This window comes from Cellulomonas sp. P5_C5 (assembly GCF_054049655.1).
Window position 1 is genome coordinate 1 of record NZ_JBFULY010000026.1, and the last position, 19,054, is coordinate 19,054.

The 19,054-nt window shown below is 72.3% G+C and carries 18 protein-coding genes, 1 tRNA gene and 1 pseudogene; 3 read left to right on the top strand and 17 right to left on the bottom strand.

Features of this window, described 5'->3' with window-relative positions:
* From ACXJKF_RS17515 to ACXJKF_RS17525, 3 genes are all read right to left on the bottom strand, one after another.
* Window positions 1–658, bottom strand: a 658-nt coding sequence (locus tag ACXJKF_RS17515) for a ZIP family metal transporter (RefSeq protein WP_456789000.1), incomplete at its 3' end; no start/stop codon positions are given.
* 107 nt (window positions 659–765) lie between these two features.
* Window positions 766–1,566, bottom strand: coding sequence for an isocitrate lyase/PEP mutase family protein (locus ACXJKF_RS17520; RefSeq protein WP_456789001.1), 801 nt, complete (start codon window positions 1,564–1,566; stop codon window positions 766–768).
* 42 nt (window positions 1,567–1,608) lie between these two features.
* Complete coding sequence (locus ACXJKF_RS17525) at window positions 1,609–2,124, bottom strand: beta-class carbonic anhydrase (protein ID WP_456789002.1); 516 nt, start codon at window positions 2,122–2,124, stop codon at window positions 1,609–1,611.
* A gap of 92 nt (window positions 2,125–2,216) precedes the next feature.
* Here ACXJKF_RS17525 and ACXJKF_RS17530 point away from each other — a divergent pair.
* Window positions 2,217–2,360, top strand: a pseudogene (locus ACXJKF_RS17530) (hypothetical protein); the annotation flags it as partial.
* An 18-nt stretch (window positions 2,361–2,378) separates the two neighbouring features.
* Here the strand turns inward: ACXJKF_RS17530 and ACXJKF_RS17535 are convergent.
* Window positions 2,379–3,065 carry a helix-turn-helix domain-containing protein gene (locus ACXJKF_RS17535; RefSeq protein WP_456789003.1) on the bottom strand — a complete coding sequence of 229 codons (687 nt, stop codon included), beginning with the start codon at window positions 3,063–3,065 and terminating at the stop codon, window positions 2,379–2,381.
* A 414-nt stretch (window positions 3,066–3,479) separates the two neighbouring features.
* Between ACXJKF_RS17535 and ACXJKF_RS17540 the strand changes: the two genes are divergently transcribed.
* The gene (locus ACXJKF_RS17540; RefSeq protein WP_456789004.1) at window positions 3,480–4,439 is read left to right on the top strand and encodes a vanadium-dependent haloperoxidase; all 960 of its coding nucleotides are present in this window, start codon (window positions 3,480–3,482) and stop codon (window positions 4,437–4,439) included.
* Window positions 4,440–4,705: 266 nt separating this feature from the next.
* Here ACXJKF_RS17540 and ACXJKF_RS17545 read toward each other — a convergent pair.
* The 13 genes from ACXJKF_RS17545 to ACXJKF_RS17605 form a co-directional block, all read right to left on the bottom strand.
* Window positions 4,706–4,779: transfer RNA gene (locus ACXJKF_RS17545), tRNA-Pro, on the bottom strand.
* Window positions 4,780–4,806: 27 nt separating this feature from the next.
* Window positions 4,807–5,832: a hypothetical protein gene (locus tag ACXJKF_RS17550; RefSeq protein ID WP_456789005.1), complete on the bottom strand. Its 1,026-nt coding sequence runs from the start codon at window positions 5,830–5,832 to the stop codon at window positions 4,807–4,809.
* A 14-nt stretch (window positions 5,833–5,846) separates the two neighbouring features.
* Window positions 5,847–7,322, bottom strand: coding sequence for a ribosome biogenesis GTPase Der (der, locus tag ACXJKF_RS17555; protein ID WP_456789006.1), 1,476 nt, complete (start codon window positions 7,320–7,322; stop codon window positions 5,847–5,849).
* 56 nt (window positions 7,323–7,378) lie between these two features.
* The gene (locus ACXJKF_RS17560; protein ID WP_456789007.1) at window positions 7,379–8,194 is read right to left on the bottom strand and encodes a class I SAM-dependent methyltransferase; all 816 of its coding nucleotides are present in this window, start codon (window positions 8,192–8,194) and stop codon (window positions 7,379–7,381) included.
* Window positions 8,194–8,880, bottom strand: coding sequence for a lysophospholipid acyltransferase family protein (locus tag ACXJKF_RS17565; RefSeq protein ID WP_456789008.1), 687 nt, complete (start codon window positions 8,878–8,880; stop codon window positions 8,194–8,196). The genes ACXJKF_RS17560 and ACXJKF_RS17565 overlap by 1 nt, the downstream gene beginning before the upstream one ends.
* Entirely contained in the window at window positions 8,877–9,587 is a 711-nt protein-coding gene (gene cmk, locus ACXJKF_RS17570; protein WP_456789009.1) for a (d)CMP kinase, read from the bottom strand. Before cmk ends, ACXJKF_RS17565 begins: the two co-directional genes overlap by 4 nt.
* Window positions 9,569–10,678, bottom strand: a complete 1,110-nt coding sequence (locus tag ACXJKF_RS17575; RefSeq protein WP_456789010.1) for a prephenate dehydrogenase — start codon at window positions 10,676–10,678, stop codon at window positions 9,569–9,571. Before ACXJKF_RS17575 ends, cmk begins: the two co-directional genes overlap by 19 nt.
* The gene (locus tag ACXJKF_RS17580; RefSeq protein WP_456789011.1) at window positions 10,675–11,421 is read right to left on the bottom strand and encodes a pseudouridine synthase; all 747 of its coding nucleotides are present in this window, start codon (window positions 11,419–11,421) and stop codon (window positions 10,675–10,677) included. Before ACXJKF_RS17580 ends, ACXJKF_RS17575 begins: the two co-directional genes overlap by 4 nt.
* 665 nt (window positions 11,422–12,086) lie before the next feature.
* Window positions 12,087–12,737, bottom strand: a complete 651-nt coding sequence (gene scpB / locus ACXJKF_RS17585; RefSeq protein WP_456789012.1) for an SMC-Scp complex subunit ScpB — start codon at window positions 12,735–12,737, stop codon at window positions 12,087–12,089.
* On the bottom strand, window positions 12,734–13,648 hold the full coding sequence (locus tag ACXJKF_RS17590) for a segregation and condensation protein A (RefSeq protein WP_456789053.1): 915 nt from the start codon (window positions 13,646–13,648) through the stop codon (window positions 12,734–12,736). The genes scpB and ACXJKF_RS17590 overlap by 4 nt, the downstream gene beginning before the upstream one ends.
* On the bottom strand, window positions 13,632–14,447 hold the full coding sequence (locus ACXJKF_RS17595; protein ID WP_235523205.1) for a ParA family protein: 816 nt from the start codon (window positions 14,445–14,447) through the stop codon (window positions 13,632–13,634). Before ACXJKF_RS17595 ends, ACXJKF_RS17590 begins: the two co-directional genes overlap by 17 nt.
* 115 nt (window positions 14,448–14,562) lie before the next feature.
* Window positions 14,563–15,501, bottom strand: a complete 939-nt coding sequence (locus ACXJKF_RS17600) for a site-specific tyrosine recombinase XerD (protein WP_456789013.1) — start codon at window positions 15,499–15,501, stop codon at window positions 14,563–14,565.
* A gap of 2 nt (window positions 15,502–15,503) precedes the next feature.
* Complete coding sequence (locus ACXJKF_RS17605) at window positions 15,504–16,496, bottom strand: heme o synthase (RefSeq protein WP_456789014.1); 993 nt, start codon at window positions 16,494–16,496, stop codon at window positions 15,504–15,506.
* Window positions 16,497–16,830: 334 nt separating this feature from the next.
* On the opposite strand from ACXJKF_RS17605, the gene tkt reads away from it, so the two are divergent.
* The gene (gene tkt, locus ACXJKF_RS17610; protein WP_456789015.1) at window positions 16,831–19,002 is read left to right on the top strand and encodes a transketolase; all 2,172 of its coding nucleotides are present in this window, start codon (window positions 16,831–16,833) and stop codon (window positions 19,000–19,002) included.
* The last annotated feature ends 52 nt before the right edge of the window (window positions 19,003–19,054 follow it).

Below are 19,054 nucleotides of genomic sequence, written 5' to 3' on the forward strand. Positions count from 1 at the left end.
CCTCGAACGCCTCCGGCATCATCGTGTTCGCGAGCATCGTCAGGATCGCGCCGGCCGCGAACGTGAGGACGAACGCGAGCACAGCGGGGGGCGCGTCCTGGAAGAGGCCGTAGCCGGYCGCGGAGGCAGCGCCCGAGACGACCGCGATCGCCACCCACATCCACAAGATCCGGGCACGGGTCCAGCCGGCGGTCGCCAGGCCGGTGGTCGAGCCGATCGCCTCCGGCAGGTTCGAGATGAAGACCGCGACGAGGTAGGCGACGCCGACCTCACCGCCCTGGAAGATCGTCAGCCCGATCACCATCGACTCGGGGATGCCGTCGAGCACCGTCCCGAGGACGATCGCCAGCGCCGACCCGCTCTGCTGCCCGCCGCTCACGTCCTTGCGATCGCCACCGCCCCACCGACCGATGAGCAGGTCCCCGCCGAAGAACACCAGGCACCCGGCGAACAGACCACCGATCAGCGCGCCGCTCCCGGTGGACAGGTCCGACGCGACCTCGACCAGGTCGAACGCGACGGCGCTGATCAGGACCCCGGCGCCGAACGCCATGATCAGCCCGATGGTCCGCGTCCGGATGCGCAGGAACAGCGCCACGAGCGCGCCCACCACCAGAGAGCTGGCCGCGAGCAGCCCCCAGCCGAACGCATCGACCATTACTGCGCTCCTCCCGATGCGTCAGCCCGGCAGCCGTGTCCGGACGGCCGACGTTACGGGGTGCAGCTCAGGGTGTCTCGCCTTCCTCGGTCGTCGCGTCGACACTCTCAACCGCCGAACACACCCTCGACGTCGGGCAGGCGCTCGAACCGCGAGAACGTCMCCCGCTCCGCGATCTCCGTCGCGGCCGACAGGACCCCGTCCCACGCGGTACGCGCGAGCGTGCCCCCCACGCTGATGCGGCGGACCCCGAGCTGCGCGGCCTCGGCAACTGTGGTGAACGGGGAGTTGATCAGGAGGTTCACCGGTTTGGGTGCCACCGCGGCCACGATGGCGGACACGTGCTCCAGGTTCTCGATCCGCGGGGCGTAGAGACAGTCGGCGCCGGCGTCCGCGTACGCACGGAGCCGTCTGATCGTCTCGTCGATGTCCGGACGGCCGCAGACGAACCCCTCCGAGCGACCCGTCAGGACGATGCCTGTGCCGCTCTCGTCGATCGCCTGGCGTGCCGCAGCCACCCGCGCCACGGCCAGCTCGAGGTCGAACAACGGGTGGGCCTCGTCTCCTGACGAGTCCTCGATCGAGAGTCCGGCGATCCCCGTCTCCGCGGCCAGCCTCACGTTCGCCGCGACGCCGGCGGGATCCACGGCGTAGCCGTCCTTGAAGTCGGCGTTGACCGGCACCGATACCGCGCCGACGATCCGACGGAGATGCTCGAGCGTCTGGTCGCGGGTGACCTGTGCGTCCGGGAGTCCGAGCGACCAGGCCAAGCCGGCGCTCGTCGTGGCCAGCGCCGGGAATCCCAGACCTTCCAGGAGCCGTGCGCTCCCGACGTCCCACGGGTTCGGCATCACGAAGCACCCCGCTCGATGCAACCGATGGAACTCGGCGACCCGATCMTCGACCATGTCCGCACCCCACACCTCGTCAACGAGCCAGGGCTTCGCACTCTATTCCGGTCCGGTCGAAGCCCTTCCCTGGCTCACCTCGGTGAGCAGCCCCGTCGCGACGTCGAACACGAACCCCCGGATCGCGTCCTTGTGCGGCACGAACGCGCTGGCCTTGATGCGCGCGATCGACTGCCGGACGTCCACGTCGAGATCGGTGAACGACTCGGCGGCCCACTCCGGCTTGATCCCCGTCTCGTCCTGGATCGACTGCTTGAACGCGTCGTCGGTGAACGTGAGCATGCCGCAGTCGGTGTGGTGGATGAGCACGATCTCCCGGGTACCCAGCAGCCGCTGGCTGATGGCCAGCGACCGGATCTCGTCGTCGGTCACCACACCGCCGGCGTTGCGGATGACGTGGGCCTCCCCCGCGCCGAGGCCGAGGATCCCGTACACGTCCAGCCGCGCATCCATGCACGCGACGACCGCGAGGTGTCGCGACGGCGGCATCGGGAGCGGGCCGGTGAACGTCTTCGCGTAGGTGCGGTTGTTCTCGAGGTACTCGTCCGTGACCGTCATCGGAACCTCCGTCAGGATGTGTCGTGGTCGGAGCGTAATCCCGCCCGAACCAGTCCGCATTCAACCGCAGCGGCGCGCGTTCGACAGGCCCGATGCACTGGATCCCGCTCCCAGTCCACGGAGACGCGCTGCCCGGACTACGGCGCCGATCGGAAGTACCGACCGGGCTCCAAGTCGACGGGCCTCTGGAGCATCTCGGCTGGTTTGGCAAGAAGCTCGACGACGAGGAGCGCGTGCACCCCCGAGCGCGGCGTTCAGGCGAGGGCGTCGACGCGGTCGAGGTCGGCCGGGCGGCGGCCCTCGAGCGCACACACCGCTGCGAGGCGGTTGGTGACCCCGAGCTTCCGGTACGCGTTCTCGAGGTGCTTGCGGACGGTGGCCAGTGCCACGAAGAGCCGCTCAGCGATCTCGGCGTTGGAGAGACCTGCCGCCACCATCCGTAGGACGCGCCTCTCCTGCGCGGTGAGGGAGAGCGGCGCTGCCGGCGTCGGACGCTCGCGCAGCAGTCGCTCCAGCGCCGGGGCGACGAGGCYGAGCAGGGCTCGGTCCCGAGCCGAGAACCGACTCCTCCGGCGAACCAGCCACAGCCGGACGACGTGGCCCGTGCCGTCTCGAACTCCGACCGTCAGCAGGTGGGGGGTCCAGCCTACGGACGAGCTGTCGCGCGGAGGTTCCCCCAAGAGCTCGTCTTCGCCGAGCGGGACCGGACCGGCGCCGGCACGCAGGGCATATCCCTTCGTCCAGTCGTGGATCATGCCCACCCCGCCGACGATCGGACCCGTCCCGTCGAGCAGCGTGATGCCGAGCGCGTCGCAGTCCACCAGCCGGGCGAGGTGGGGCAGGACGCACTCTCCCGGGAGGGCCGCGCCGGGCGCCGGCTCGGAGGCGAGCAGCGCGCGCACGACGGTCTGCTCCCTCTCGCGCAGCAGCAGGTCGGCCATGACTCGCTCTCCGTGCCCGCCGGCCCCGACGGGCACGTCCCGAGTCTCGTCCCCATGCCCCCCGGCGTCCAGCGCCGGTGGAGCACCGCGAAGATTCGCGGAAATGCGCATGGCGGTCACGCCGCCGCCGGTTCGAGACTGGGACGAAACTTCGAGGAAAGGTGCGCCTCATGCACCCCCGTCGTCGCATCGTTGCGGTTGCCGCTGCGGTCCTGCTCGCCCCCCTGATCACGGTGCCGGTCGTCGGATCGGCGGCGAGCGCCAAGCYGCTCGGATCATCGATCGCCGTCGACTGGMAGCGGACGGCGGACCATCTACACCGAGGCTGGCAGTGCGCCGCCGCTCGGCGCGCTCTACCTCGCCTTCACGTCGCTCGCCGTCCACGACGCTGCGAAGAAGGCGCAGCGGCACGGCATGCATGCAGCGGCGGCCGCGGTAGCGACGGCCGCGCACGACGTGCTCGTCGAGTACTTCCCGGCATCCGCGGCCGCGCTCGACACCGACCTCGTCAATAGCCTGGCGAGGGTCCGCGACGGCGCGAAGCAGGACGCCGGTGTGGCCATCGGTGCCGCCGCCGCGGACAGGATGATTGCCTCCCGCGTCGACGACGGCCGCTTCGACCCCACGTACGTCTACAGCAAGCCACCCGCTCCTGGGGTCTGGCAGCCTGCACCGGGGGGCGCGATGGCCCTGCCCTGGCTGGGCTACGTCGACCCGGTCGTGCGCATCCGCCCCGTCGTCCTCGACGGGCCGGACCCCATCACCAGTGCCGCCTACGCGCGGGACTACGACGAGGTCCGCGTGGTCGGCAACGTCGGCTCGACGACCCGCACCGGCGACCAGACGACGATCGCGCAGTTCTTCGCGAACAACCCGATGTTCATGTACCGCACGGCAGTGTGCGACCTGCTCGCCGCCGAGCCGCCGGGTCTGCTGCCGACGACCCGCCTCTTCGCCCGGATCGACGCAGCCGTCGTGACCTCGTTCATCGCGACCTGGCGGCTCAAGTACGAGATCGGGTACTGGCGGCCCGTCCAGGCCATTGCTGGCGCGGACACGGACGACAACCCTGCGACCACGCCTCAGGACAACTGGGTGCCCTTGGTGGCCAACCCGGCGTACGCCGACTACACGAGCGGGCACGCCGGCGCGACGTCGCCGTTCGCGCAGGTACTGCGCCGGACGCTCGGTGACGACACCGCGCTGGTCCTCACGGCCGGGCCCATCACGCGCAGCTATGCCACGTTGACCGCGCTGGAGCACGACGCCCTCAACGCCCGGGTCTGGGGCGGCCTCCACTTCCGAGACGCAATGGACGACGGCTACTACCTCGGCCACACGACGGCCGACCGCGTGATGGCGGCCGTCCACTGACGGCCGGGGTCGCGGCTGACTGCGGTCGGCGCGCACCGACTCGATGCCGCCGTCCCTCCCGCTCATCGGCGAGCGCGTGCCGACGCCCGGAAAGCGAGTCGATCGATCTCGACGACGTCAACGCATCGGCCAGGGACGCCCTCGCCGGCGTCGGTTGGTCGGCGTACGGGGCAATCCATTGAGACTTAGGGTCCCGAAGGCTCCTAGATAGAGGTCAGCGGCTCTTCGGATCGTTCCCGAAAAGCCGCTGACCTGGACATTCACTGTCGGGCTGACAGGATTTGAACCTGCGACCCCTTGACCCCCAGTCAAGTGCGCTACCAAGCTGCGCCACAGCCCGATGGCTCCCGCAGAAGCCTCGGAAACTCTACCCCACGGGCGAGGTGGTCCGGTCATCGGCGATCACGTCGAGCTCGGCGGCGACGACGCCGAGGATCACCAGGTCGACCAGCAGCCCGAGGGTCGCGTCCCAGGGTGAGAGCCGGAACAGGAAGATCTGGGTGATCAGGAGGGCGACGAGGACGGCTCGACGGAACCAGCGGTAGCCGGCCTCGCGGTCGCGGCGGACCCGGACGAGCCCGACGACGGCGAACGCGGTGGACGCGAGTCCGCTGAGCAGGAGACCGGCGACCAACCAGACGGGCTGGTCGGCGGAAGCGGTCCATCCGTAGATGCCGCGGGCGAGCGTCACGACGGACGTGGCGACGAGGACGGCGACGGTCACCCACGGGACCCATCGGGCGCGCACGAGCCAGCGGGAGGCGGCGACRACCCACCGCGAGGTGGCGCCGACGGGGTCGGGGACCTCAGCGGCGTCGTGCTCCACGGCGTCGAGCAGGGCGCGTACCTCGGCAGCACCCGGGACGTCCMCGGCGCGGGACAGGTACCAGCGGGCGCGGGTGCGTTCGCGGGTGCTGAAGCCTCCGGCGAGGCCGGAGACGGCCTGGTCCGCCGCGGCGGCGAGGTACTCCGCGGGGTCGCGCGGGTGGCGTCGCTGCAGGACGTCGGCGAACAGTCCGAGCCCGATGACCACGAGGTAGATGAGCGCGGCCGTCGGCTCCCAGAAGTAGTCGTAGTCGGAGGTGACGAACTTCCCGACCTCGTCGATGAACAAGCCGAAGCCCACCCCGGCGAGCAGCACGGCGGCGCGACGCGCCACGGGACCGATGAACGTCATGAGGCCGACGAACGCGAGGGCCATGAGCAGGCCGCCCCAGAGCACGTGGGAGATGTGCACTCCCCCGCCGCCGAGCTGCGGGAACCCGGTGAGGTCCAGCAGCAGGCGCGTCACGATCACGGTCGCCAGGGTCGTCACCAGGAACCCGGTGATGTGGCTGCTCGACGCGGGGTCGCGGGGCAGGCCGAGCCTCAGGAGAGGGCGTCGGTGCTGCACGGACCCCTCCGGCGTCACCGCTTGCGCTTCTCCCGCACCCGTACCGAAATCGAGATGGGGGTGCCCTCGAACCCGAACGTCTCGCGCAGGCGACGCTCGATGTAGCGGCGGTAGCCGGGGTCGAGGAAGCCGGTCGCGAAGATGACGAAGCGGGGCGGGCGCGTGGACGCCTGCGTCGCGAAGAGGATGCGGGGCTGCTTGCCGCCGCGCAGCGGGTGCGGGTGGGCCGCGACGAGCTCCCCGAGGAACGCGTTGAGGCGCCCGGTCGAGATGCGGGTGTCCCACGAGTCCAGCGCCCGCTCGAGCGCGGGGACCATGCGGTCGGTGTGCCAGCCGGTCTTGGCGGAGATGTTCACGCGGGGCGCCCACTGCACCTGCACGAGGTCCTGCTCGATCTCGCGCTCGAGGAACGGGCGGCGGTCCTCGTCCATGAGGTCCCACTTGTTGTACGCGATCACGAGGGCACGACCGGCCTCGATGACCTGCGTGATCACGCGGGTGTCCTGCTCGGTCAGCTTGACGGAGGCGTCCACGAGGACGACGGCCACCTCGGCCTTCTCGATCGCGGCCTGGGTGCGCAGCGAGGCGTAGAAGTCGGCGCCGGACGTCTGGTGCACGCGGCGCCGGATGCCGGCGGTGTCGACGAACACCCACGGCTTGCCCTTGAGCGCGACGAGCTCGTCGACCGGGTCCCGCGTGGTGCCGGCGACGGAGTCGACGACGACGCGCTCGGCGCCCAGCACCTTGTTCAGCAGCGAGGACTTGCCGACGTTCGGGCGACCGACCAGCGCGACGCGACGGGGACCGTCGGGGATCGGGGTGCCGTGCGCGGAGACCTCGGGCAGCGCGTCGATGGCGGCGTCGAGCAGGTCGCCGGTGCCGCGGCCGTGCAGGGCCGAGACGGGGAACGGCTCGCCGAGCCCGAGCGACCAGAGGTTGGCCGCGTCGGCCTCCCCGGCAGGGCCGTMGACCTTGTTGGCGCACAGCACGACCGGCTTGCCGGCCTTGCGGAGCAGCCGGACCACCTGGGTGTCGGTCTCGGTGACGCCGACGGTGGCGTCGACGACGAAGATGACGGCGTCGGCCAGGGCGATGGCGACCTCCGCCTGCTGGGCGACGCGCGCCTCGATGCCGGCGACGTCGACCTCCCACCCGCCGGTGTCGACGAGCGTGAACCGCGTGCCCGACCAGTCGGCGGGGTAGCTCACGCGGTCGCGCGTGACCCCGGGCTTGTCCTCGACGACGGCCTCGCGGCGACCGAGGATCCGGTTGACGAGGGTCGACTTGCCGACGTTCGGTCGGCCGACGACCGCGAGCACCGGGAAGACGACGACCGGCTCCTCGCCGATCTCACCGACGTCGCCCGCGTGCAGGAGGGCAAGGTCCTCATCCTCGAGCTCGTACTCGGTGAGCCCTGCGCGCAGCGCCCGCTCACGGTCGGCGTCGCCGGTCTCGTCGGGCAGCGCAAAGGTCGGCTCGGGCTCAGTCATGCACCCATTGTCCCCTGTGCACGGACCCGGGGACGACTCCCGGCGCGAGAGTCCCGTCACGGACGCCAGATGACGACCTCGACGTCACGCGCACGCTCCGCGAAGGTGCCGCTCGGGGACGCCTGTCGCAGGACCCGGCGCAGGTCGTCGTCGAACTCCGACAGGCGTGGCCCGAACAGGTGCGGGGCGGCGCTGGACAGCGAGAACACCGCGGACACGACCTCGTCCGTCGAGCGCTCCACGACATCGCCGCGCACCACCGCGAGCCGCTCCGGTCCCTGGAAGCCGGCGTCGCGCATGACGTCCTCCTCGCCGCTGCGCGTCCCGAAGGGCAGCGCACCCTGGCCCGCCCGGCGGACCGGCCCGAGGTAGGCGGCGACGAGCTCGTCGACCTGGTCCCACGGCGGTCGGGGGTGCGGGAGCGCGTCGTCGCCCTCCACCCCACGGTGCGTCGTCGCGAAGACGTGCACCCACGCCCCGCCGGGCTCGAGCATCGGACGGACCGCGCGGGCGACCTGCGGCTGGTCCATCCAGTGGAACGACTGCGCGAACGTCACCAGCCGGAACGTCCCCAGGTCCGCGGGCAGCGCCTCGGCACGCAGCTGTCGCCACTCGGTCCCTGCTGCGCCCGAACGCCGAGCCTCGGCGATCATCCCGGGGTCTGCGTCGACACCCACGGCCGACGCGACCAGTGGGGCGAGCAGCAGCGTCAGGGACCCGGGTCCGCAGCCGACGTCGAGCAGACGCCCGGTGCCGTCGAGACCGAGCGCGTCGCGCAACGCGTCGGCGAGCTCCGCCGGGTAGGCCATCCGACCCACGGCGTAGTGCCGGGCGCTGCCCTCGTAGAGGCTCGGGTCCCAGGCCCAGTCCATCAGAGCGCGCGTTCCCTGTTCGGGTCGTCGGTCGGCAGGACCAGGCCGGTCCGTGCGCAGGCCCGGTCGACCAGCTCGGCGAGCGCCACCCGGATCGACTCGTTCGCGCCCTCGAGGGCGGCCCGGCCCGACATGCCCGGTGAGCGTTCGAGGACCAGCGGCTCCCCGAACTCGATCGCCAGCCGACGCCGCAGGCCGGGCACGTGCCCGACGGACTCCCCCGTCCGGCGCGTGCCGAGCACGGCGACCGGGACCACCGGGGCGTGGCCGTTCAGCGCGAGCCACGCGATCCCGGCGCGCGCGCTCGCCGCATCACCCTTGCCGCGGTTCCCCTCGGGGAAGACCCCCACGACGCCACCGCGCCGGAGCACGACCAGCGCACTGTTCAGCGCGGACCGCCCGCCGTCGTGCTCGACGGGGATCTGACCGGCCGCGCGCAGCACCGAGCCGACCGGGCCCCAGAACATCTCCGACTTCACCAGCATGTGCGAGGGCCGCGGCGAGACACCGAGCAGGATCGGTCCGTCGACGATGCCCGTGTGGTTCGCGGCGAACAGGACCGGCCCGTCGGTGGGCACCAGGTGCGCGGCGGTCACGTCCGTGTCCCACACCCCGCGCGCGAGGAACCGGCCGATCCAGCGCGCCCAGCGCGGACCGCGCTCCGTCGGTCCGGCGGGCGTGCTCACGGGCGAGGGCCGACGACCGACTCGACGACGTCGAGCACGGCCTGCACGGTCTGCTCGAGGTCCAGGTACGACGAGTCCACCGTCACGACCCCCTCGGCGGCGACGTGGAACTGCACGACGGTCGAGTCGTCGGCGTCGCGACGCAGCACCTGGTCGCGGGTCGCCTCGACCGCGGCGGCGTCGGCGGTGCCGTGCACGTCGCGGGCCCGTCGGGCGAGGCGCGCCTCCTCGCTCKCGGTCAGCAGCACCCGGACGTCCGCGTCGGGCGCGACGACCGTGGTGATGTCACGCCCCTCGGCGACGATGCCGCGCCCGCGCACGCGCGCCGACTCGATCTCCGCACGCTGGAGCCTCCCGAGCTCGGCGCGTACCTCGAGGTTGGTCGCGACCGCGCTGACGGCCGCCGAGATCTCCGTGGTCCGGATCGCCTCGCCGACGTCGATCCCGTCGACGTGGACGGTCGGATTCAGCGGATCGACACCCATGACCAGCGGCAGGGTGCGCACCTGACCGGCGACCGCATCGACATCGGTGAGCGGCACCCCTTGGTGGAGGCACCACCATGTCGCTGCCCGGTACATCGCGCCCGTGTCGAGGAAGGCGAGTCCCAGGGCGCTCGCCACCCCGCGCGAGACGCTCGACTTGCCGGACCCCGAAGGTCCGTCGATCGCGACGACCACTGCCTTGCTCAACTCACCAGTCTCCATCCGCGGGCAGTCAGCTCCGCCTCGAGGTGCTCCACCCGACCGGGCAGCACCGAGATCTCCGCCATGCCGACCGGTCGACCGGCCGCGTGCTCCAGGTGCAGGTCCTCGAGGTTGACCCCCGCCTCCCCCACCTCGGTCAGCAGCCGCGCGAGCTCGCCCGGCGCGTCGGGCACGAGGACCGTGACGACGCCGTAGACCCGCTGCGCGCCGCCGTGCTTGCCGGGGATGCGGGAGACGCCGGCGTTCCCGTCGGCGATCGCCTGCGCCAGGGTGGCCAGCGCGCCCAGCTCGATCGTCTCGGGTCCGTCGGCGGCGGCCGCCTGCCCGAGCGCGTCGATGACGGTGTCGAGGTCGGAGCGCAGGTCCCGCAGGACGTCACGCACGGCGCTCGCGTTCGCCGCCAGGATCGAGGTCCACAGCGCGGGGTCGGACGCGGCCAGCCGGGTCACGTCGCGCAGCCCTTGACCCGCCAGTCCGAGTGCGGCGTCGTCGGCCCCCCGCAGCCTCGCGGCGACGAGGCTCGCGGCGACCTGCGGGACGTGCGAGACGGCGGCGACGGCCGCGTCGTGCGCGTCGGCGTCCATGGCCACGGGCACCGCACCGAGGTCGACGGCCAGCGAGCGGACCGCCAGGACCGCGTCCGGGTGCGACGAGCCCGAGTCGGCGATCACCCAGGGCCGGCCGAGGAACAGGTCGGGGACGGCGGCCGACGGGCCGGACCGCTCACGGCCCGCCATCGGGTGCGACCCGACGTAGCGCGTGAGGTCCGCACCCGCGGCCCTCAGCTCGGCCAGCACGTACCCCTTCACGCTCGCCACGTCGGTCACCACGGCGTCCGGGTACGCCTCCAGCTCCGCGCGGACCACGTCGGCGGTCACGTCGGGCGGGGCGGCGACGACGATCAGGGTCGGTGCTGCGTCGTCGGGACGGGCGGGCCGACCGGCGCCGACGTCCCGCGCCAGCGCCAGGGCGGTGCGGGACGGGTCGTGCAGGACCACGTCGACACCGTGGGTGCTCAACGCGAGACCCACGGACGTGCCGAGCAGGCCGGTGCCGACGATGCGCACCGGCCCTCGCGTCGCCAGCGTCACATGCCCACCCGTGTCATCAGGGAGCCCACCTCGGTCTTCGACAGCACGCGCGTACGGCCCGGCTTCAGGTCGCCCAGGCGGATGGGGCCGATCTGGGTTCGGACCAGCTGGGTGACCGGGTAGCCGACCTCGTCGAAGATCCGCCGCACGATCCGGTTGCGACCCTCGTGCAGCTCGATCTCCACCAGGCTCGCCTGCGGGGTCGTCTGCACGATCTGGAACTTGTCGACCTTGGCCAGCCCGTCCTCCAGCTCCACGCCCTTGATCAGCCGGGTGCCCAGCGAGGGCGTCACGCGGCCCTCGAGCTGCACCAGGTACACCTTGGTGACGCCGTGCGACGGGTGCGACAGCCGGTTGGCCAGGTCGCCGTCGTTGGTCAGCAGGATGAGGCCCTCGGTCTCGGCATCGAGCCGGCCGACGTGGAACAGCCGCTCCTCGCGGTCAGACACGAACTGCCCGATCGAGGGGCGGCCCTCGGGGTCGTGCATGGTCGAGACCACGCCCTTGGGCTTGTTCAGCGCGATCGTGATGATCGACGAGTCCAGCTGCACCCGCATGCCGTCCACGTGGATGACCGCCGTGAGCGGGTCCACGCGGACGCCCAGCTCGAGCACCTTGTTGCCGTCGACCGTGACACGCCCGGCCGAGATGAGGTCCTCGCACGCGCGCCGCGAGCCGAGCCCTGCCGCCGCGAGCACCTTCTGCAGGCGCACGCCGTCGGGGTCGTGCACGTCGATCGTCACCTCGGGCGTGCGGCTCGGTTTCTTCGGCCGGCTCGACGCCCCGTCGGTGCGAGGGCGTCCGGTGCCACCGCTGCGCGGGTAGCCGCTCCCGCTCTTCGGACGAGGCGCGCCGCTGCGCGCCCCGGCACCCGGTCCGCCACGCGACGCTCCGCCGGTCGCACCTCGCGTGCCGCCACCGGTGCTCGAGCCGCCGCGGTACCCGCCGCTGTCGCGCGAGTCGCCACCGCTGCTCGAACCGCCGCGGTACCCGCCGCTGTCACGAGAGCCACCGCCGCTGCTCGAACCACCTCGGTACCCGCCGCTGTCACGAGAGCCACCGCCGCTGCCCGAACCACCTCGGTACCCGCCGCCGTCTCGAGAACCGCCGCTGCCGCCTCCGCGCGTGTCGCCGCCGGTGCTGCTCCCGCGGTAGCCGCCGCCACCGCTGCTGCGGTACCCGTCTCCGCCACCGGTGCTGCCGCGGTAGCCCTCGCCGCCGCCGGCCCCGCGGTACCCGCCGCCGCTGCCGCCGCGGGACTCACCMGAGCCGCCGCTGCCGCCGCGGTACCCGCCCGCGCTGCCGCCCCGGCTGGCGCCGGATCCGCTGCTGCCCCGAGGCGCGCCGCCCCTKCCGCCGGACTGACMACCGGACTGGCCGGCGCCCCCTGACCGTCGTTCCTGCGGGCTCATCTGTTGTCTCCGATCGCCTGGTCGACGCCATCGAAGGCGTCGATGTCCGGCAGGTAGGGCGCGAGCGGGGGCATCTCGTCCAGGCTGGACAGCCCCATCCGCTCCAGGAAGTATCCCGTGGTCTGGTAGAGCACCGCACCGCTGGAGGGATCCGTCCCCACCTCGGCGACAAGTCCACGGGTGGTGAGCGTGCGGACGACGCCGTCGACGTTGACGCCACGGACCGCCGAGACCTGACCGCGCGTCACGGGCTGCCGGTAGGCGATGACGGCGAGCGTCTCGAGCGCCGCCTGCGTGAGCCGGGCGGTCTGCCCGTCGAGCACGAACCGTCCGACGACGTCCGCGTAGACGGGTGCGGAGTAGATCCGCCAGCCCTCCCCCACACGTCGCACCTCGAAGCCGCGCGGCCGGCCACCGTTCTCTCCGCGGTACTCGGTGGCGAGCTCCTCGAGCAGCGCCTCCACCCGGGCGGTCGGCAGCGCGAGCACCGTGGCCAGCCGGACGGCCGCGATGGGCTCGTCGGCCACCATGAGCACCGCCTCGAGCGCGGCCAGGGCGCCGCCGGGCAGGTCGTCGACGTCGAAGGCGAGCTCGTCGGCTGTCGCCGTCTCCTCGACCACCGTGTCGTCAGCCGTCGGCTCGGTCATGCGTCCTCCTCGGCGGACCCGTCACGGGCCAGCTCAGCGTCCAGTGTGGTGTCGAGGGTGTCGAAGTCGTCGGACACCTCGATCTCGCCCTCCTCGGATCCCGTCCAGCGCACGGTCAGCTCGCCCAGCGGCGTGACCTGGTCGAACGCGACCGCCCCCTCCCGGAACAGCTCCAGCAGGGCGAGGAACCGGGCCACGACGACCACCGTCGCGCCGGCGTCGGCCGTGAGCGCCCGGAACGACATCGCCCCGCCGTGCCGCAGACGGTCCACCAGCACGGCGGCCTGCTCGCGGACGCTGACGGCCGGGGCGTGCAGGTGGCTGATGTCGACACCGGGCGGAGCCGCCTTCGGCTGCTCGGCCTTCGCCGCCAGGGCGGCCAGCTGCTCGGGGCCGATCTGCCAGACCAGCTCGGGCAGCAGCGCCGCCAGGTGCGGCTCGAGCGTGACCAGCCGCGGGAAACGCCGGCCCTCGGTCGCGAACCGTTCCGCCAGGTCCGCGGCGACCAGCTTGTACGCGCGGTACTGCAGCAGCCGCGCGAAGAGCAGGTCACGCGCCTCGAGCAGCTCCAGGTCCTCGGCGTCCTCGACGTCCGCCGACGGCAGCAGCCGGGCCGCCTTGAGGTCGAGCAGGGTGGCGGCGATGACCAGGAACTCGCTGGCCTGCCCGAGGTCCCACTGCTTCTCGGCACCGCGGATGTGCGCGATGAACTCGTCGGTGACCTGCGCGAGCGCGACCTCGGTGATGTCGAGCTTGTGCTTGGCGATCAGCCCGAGCAGGAGGTCGAACGGGCCGCTGAAGTTGGTCAGATGGACCTCGAACGCCTGGGTGCCCACGGGCGCGGCCGACATCGACCCACCGGTGGTGGGCTGCTCGGGCGGGACCGCGCGCTCGTCAGGCGGCGTCGCCACGGGCGACGAGCTCACGTGCCAGCTGACGGTAGGCCGCAGCACCCGAGTGCGTCGGGGCGTAGGTGGTGATCGGCTCTGCGGCGACGGTGGCGTCGGGGAACTTCACGGTGCGGCTGATCACGGTGTGCAGCAGGGTGTCGCCGAACGCCTCGCTGACGCGCGCGACGACCTCTCGCGCGTGCAGCGTGCGCGGGTCGTACATGGTGGCCAGGATGCCGTCGACCTCGAGGCGCGGGTTCAAGCGGTCGCGCACCTTCTCGATGGTCTCCACGAGCAGCGCGACCCCGCGCAGCGCGAAGAACTCGCACTCCAGCGGGATGAGCACGCCGTGCGCGGCGGTCAGCGCGTTGACCGTGAGCAGGCCGAGCGACGGCTGGCAGTCGATCATCACGACGTCGTAGTCGTCGAGGACCGGGCGCAGCGTCCGCGCCAGCACGGACTCCCGTGCCACCTCGCCCACCAGCTGCACCTCGGCCGCGGACAGGTCGATGTTGGCGGGCAGCAGGTCGAGACCCGGTGTCGCCGTGTGCTGGATGAGCGAGTGGATGTCGGCGTCCCGCTCCATGAGCAGGTTGTAGACCGTGCGGTCCAGCTCGTGCGGGCTGATGCCCAGGCCCACGGACGCAGCGCCCTGCGGGTCGAAGTCGACGATGAGCACCTTGCGGCCGTACTCCGCCAGGGCGGCGGCCAGGTTGATGGTCGTCGTCGTCTTGCCGACGCCACCCTTCTGGTTGCACAGCGCGATCACGCGGGCCGGGCCGTGCGACGCCAGGGGCGGGGGCTCGGGGAACGCGGGCATGGGCCGCCCGACGGCATCGAGCTGCGGGTCGGTCGTCTGCTGGCTCACCACGCGGGACAACCTACCGGAGCACGGCACCGGATGGCCGCGCGACAGTCCGACGGGCGGCCGATGCTCACCGCGCCCGGGGGTGCGAGGCCGCGACGACATCGCGCAGGGTGTCCGAGGTCACCCTCGTGTAGATCTGCGTCGTGCTCACCGAGGCGTGCCCGAGCAGCTCCTGGACCACCCGGACGTCGGCTCCCCCGGCGAGCAGGTGCGTGGCGAACGAGTGCCGCAGCGTGTGCGGCGAGATGTGCTCGGCACCCGCGAGTCCGGCGCGCTCCGCGGCGACCCGCAGGACCGCCCACGCACTCTGCCGGCTGAGCCGTGCGCCACGCGTGTTGAGGAACACCCCGGCGGAACCCTCCGTGCTCCCGGCCACCAGCGTGGGACGCGCCCGCACGAGGTAGGTGTTCACGGCCTCGAGCGCGAACGAGCCCAGCGGGACGACGCGCTCCTTGCTCCCCTGGCCCACCCGGATCGTCGCGCGCCCCGGGGTGCGGTCCACGTCGTCGATGTCGAGACCGACAGCCTCGGAGATGCGCGCACCCGTGCCGTAGACGAGCTCGAGCAGGGCCCGGTCGCGCAGCGGTACCGGGCCGTCACCCACACCGGCCGCGTCCAGCAGCCGCTCGACGTCGGCGACCGAGATCGCCATCGGCAGCCGCTTCGGCTGAGCGGGAGGCTTCACGGCGCGGGCGGGGTCGAGACCGGTGACCCCGTCCAGGAGCAGGAACTTGTGCCACCCCCGGACTGCGACGACGATGCGGGCCGCCGACGACGCCGACAGCGGCGTGCGACCGTCGGAGCCCGTGCGGACGGCGAGGAGGAAGGCCTCGACGTCCGGCGCGACCACGTCCGCCGGCTCGTGGCGACCGCGGGCCTGGAGGAACGCCGTGTACCGGGTCAGGTCGCGGCGGTACGCGAGGAGGGTGTTCGCCGACAGGCCGCGCTCGACCGTCAGATGGACGAGGTAGAGCTCGACCGCGGTGTCGAGCGCCGACGTGGCCACGCTCAGAAGGGCAGGAACACGTCCACCGCGATCGCGACGGACAGCAGCGTGAGGTACGTGATCGACGCGTGGAACACGCTCATCGCGCGCAGCTTGCCCGCTTCCGGGTGCTCGGCGCGGCGCAGCAGACCGATGCACGCCCAGAGGAACCACAGCCCGAGGCCGAGGGCGACGACGCCGTACACCCAGGTCATGCCCTGCACCGGGACCAGCAGCAGTGAGCAGGCGATCATCGCCACCGTGTACGCGATCATCTCGCGGGCGACCTTGGTGTCCTTGGCCACGACCGGCAGCATCGGGACGCCCGCGGCGGCGTAGTCCCGGCGGAACTTCATCGAGAGCGGCCAGTAGTGCGGCGGCGTCCAGAAGAAGATGACCCCGAACAGCAGCACCGCGGTCCAGGAGAGGCCACCGGTGACCGCGGACCAGCCGATGAGCACCGGCATGCACCCGGCAGCGCCGCCCCAGACGATGTTCTGCGGGGTGCGGCGCTTGAGGATCATCGTGTAGCCGACGACGTAGATGAGGATCGCCGCGGCCGTCAGCCACGCCGACGCGGGGTTCACCATGACGGCGAGCCACGCGAGCGACAGGATGCCCAGGACCAGGCCGAAGACCAGAGCGGCGCGCGGGCTGACCTCGCCGGTGACGATCGGTCGCCGCTTGGTGCGGTTCATGATCTTGTCGATGTCGCGGTCGAGGTAGCAGTTCAGGACGTTCGCCGACCCGGCCGCCGCAGCGCCACCGACGAGCGTGGCGAGCACCAGGCCGAAGCTGGGGAAGCCGCCCTGCGCCAGGATCATCGTCGGCAGCGTGGTGACGAGCAGGAGCTCGATCACGCGCGGCTTGGTCAGCGCGACGTACGGGCCGACCGTCCGGCGCAGCCGGGACAGGGGGCCGGACGGCGCGACGGTGACCGTCTTCTCAGGAGCACCCGGGGTCGACGCGGAGGACGCTCCGGCGTCATCGACTGACAGGGGGCTGCTGAGGCGCACTCTCTGCGGTTCCGTTCGTGTTCCGGCGGGGGTGGTTCGCGCAGCCATGCTACGGCCTGCACCTGCGCCGGGGCGCGACGCGGGTGCCGGAATCGCCCGGCATGCCGTGTGAGATCGGTCGCTCGGCCGGGTGATGGTCACGCCCGGCGTCCCTGCCCGGGTGCGCTATAAGGTCGGTTGGCACGGTCCGACGACCGCCGTGACGGCGTGACGTCCCACCTGCCCGGCATCCGACGCGGATGTCGATTCATGTCGAAAATCATGTCGAAAATCACGTCGAAGATTCTCGTCCGACACGACACCCGGACCCCTGCCCGGGTGGAAATGAGGTTCGGTGAACGCGAAGGCTCCCCTGGCTGAGACGGTCGGTTGGACTGACCTCGACCTGCGGGCGGTGGACACCGTGCGTGTCCTGGCCGCCGACGCGGTCGAGAAGGTGGGCAACGGCCACCCGGGGACGGCGATCAGCCTCGCCCCCGCGGCGTACCTGCTCTACCAGAACGTGCTCCGGCACGACCCGGCGGACCCGCACTGGCTGGGCCGCGACCGGTTCATCCTGTCCGCGGGCCACTCCAGCCTGACGCAGTACATCCAGCTCTACCTCGCCGGCTTCGGCCTGGAGATCGAGGACCTGGAGGCGCTGCGCACCTGGGGCTCGAAGACCCCGGGCCACCCGGAGTTCCGGCACACGACCGGCGTGGAGATCACCACCGGACCGCTCGGCCAGGGCCTCGCCTCGGCGGTCGGCTTCGCGATGGCGGCGCGGCGCGAGCGGGGCCTGTTCGACCCCGAGGCCGCTCCCGGCACCAGCCCGTTCGACCACCACGTGTACGTCATCGCCTCCGACGGTGACCTGCAGGAGGGCGTGACCAGCGAGGCGTCGTCCATCGCCGGCACCCAGGAGCTCGGCAACCTCATCGTGCTGTGGGACGACAACCACATCTCGATCGAGGGCGACACCGAGATCGCGTTCACCGAGGACGTCGTCGCGCGCTACGAGGCGTACGGCTGGCACGTGCAGTTCGTCGACTGGACCGGCGGCCCGGACGGGTACCGCGAGGACGTCGACGCGCTGCACGCCGCGATCGAGGCGGCCAAGGCCGTCACCGACCGCCCGTCGTTCATCGGCCTGCGCACGCTCATCGCGTGGCCCACGCCGAGCAAGACCAACGACCACTCCTCGCACGGCTCGAAGCTGGGCGGCGACGCCATCCGTGGCCTGAAGGAGCTGCTCGGGTTCGACCCCGAGAAGACGTTCGAGGTGGCCCCCGAGGTCCTGGCGCACACGCGCGGCCTCTCGGCGCGCACCGCCGCCGCGAAGGCGGAGTGGCAGGGCGCGTTCGACGCGTGGCACGCCGCGAACCCGGAGAACGCCGCGCTCCTCGACCGGCTCGTCGCCGGCGAGCTGCCCGACGGCTGGACCGGGTCGCTGCCCGTGTTCCCCGCCGGCAAGTCGGTCGCGACGCGTGCGGCCTCGGGCGAGGTGCTCAGCGCGCTGGCCCCGGTGCTGCCCGAGCTGTGGGGCGGCTCGGCCGACCTCGCCGGCTCGAACAACACGACGATGAAGGGCGAGCCGTCCTTCATCCCCGCCAAGCGCTCGACGCACGAGTTCGCGGGCGACCAGTACGGGCGCACGCTGCACTTCGGCATCCGCGAGCACGCCATGGGCGCGATCCTGTCGGGCATCCGTCTGCACGGCCTGACCCGGCCCTACGGCGGGACGTTCTTCACGTTCAGCGACTACATGCGCGGCTCGGTCCGCCTCGCGTCGCTCATGGGCGTGCCGGCCGTCTACGTGTGGACGCACGACTCCATCGGCCTGGGTGAGGACGGCCCGACGCACCAGCCGATCGAGCACCTCGCCGCGGTCCGCGCGATCCCGGGCCTGACCATCGTGCGCCCGGCAGACGCCAACGAGACCGCCGCGGCGTGGGGCGCGATCCTCGAGCACACGGACGGTCCGGTCGGTCTCATCCTCACGCGGCAGAACGTCCCGACGTTCCCGCGCGGCGAGGACGGGTTCGCGACCACCGACGGCGTGGCGAAGGGCGCGTACGTCCTGCTCGAGGCGAGCAGCGGCACGCCCGACGTGATCCTCGTCGGCACCGGCTCGGAGGTCCAGATCGCCGTCGCGGCCCGCGAGACGCTCGAGGCCGCCGGCGTCGCCACCCGCGTGGTCTCGGCTCCCTCGCTCGAGTGGTTCGCGGAGCAGGACGAGGAGTACCGCGAGTCGGTGCTGCCGTCGTCCGTGCGTGCCCGCGTGTCCGTCGAGGCGGGCATCGCCCTGTCGTGGCACAAGCTCGTCGGCGACGCGGGCCGGTCGGTCTCGATCGAGCACTACGGGGCGTCGGCCGACGCCGAGACGCTGTTCCGCGAGTTCGGTTTCACGCCCGAGGCCGTGGTCGCAGCAGCGCACGAGTCGATCGCTGCGGCCCGCGGCGGCGCGGCTCCCGCCAACACGCCCGCCGTGCCCACCGAGAGCGGGACGGGCGACCAGCAGGTCTGAGTCTGAACGGGCGCGTCGGCCCCGGTCACCCCGGGGCCGACGCGCAGGAGAA